Below are 345 nucleotides of genomic sequence, written 5' to 3'. Positions count from 1 at the left end.
GGGGATGATCATCACGTCCAAGAGCGCCGCGACCCGCGGCATGATGTTCTTGGCGTCCGTGGTGGCGGGCGCGGCGACCACCTCGTGGCCCTCCGCGAGCTGCGCCACCAGCGCCGCGACCGGCTCGGCCAGCCGGTGCGAATAGAGCGCATCCTCGGCGCAGAGCACCCGAGCCACGCCCTCGATCGAGGCGGCGGCCTGCGCCGCGTCCTTGGCCTTGGCGCCGACGCACAGGAGCGTCACCTCGCCCAGAGCCCGCACCGCCGAGACGGCGCGGGCGGTGGCGTCACGGTTCAGTTCGCCGTCCGTGACCTCGGCCAGAAGCAGCACGCTCATCCCACGACC

General features: G+C 73.0%; 1 pseudogene. It reads right to left on the bottom strand.

Annotated features, from left to right (window positions below):
* Positions 1–336, bottom strand: a pseudogene (locus O4G76_RS20135) (electron transfer flavoprotein subunit alpha/FixB family protein); the annotation flags it as partial.
* Positions 337–345 lie beyond the last annotated feature (9 nt).

This window comes from Limimaricola sp. G21655-S1 (genome assembly GCF_027213785.1).
Lineage (GTDB): Bacteria > Pseudomonadota > Alphaproteobacteria > Rhodobacterales > Rhodobacteraceae > Limimaricola.
This window is presented reverse-complemented; position numbering and strand designations above follow the sequence as displayed.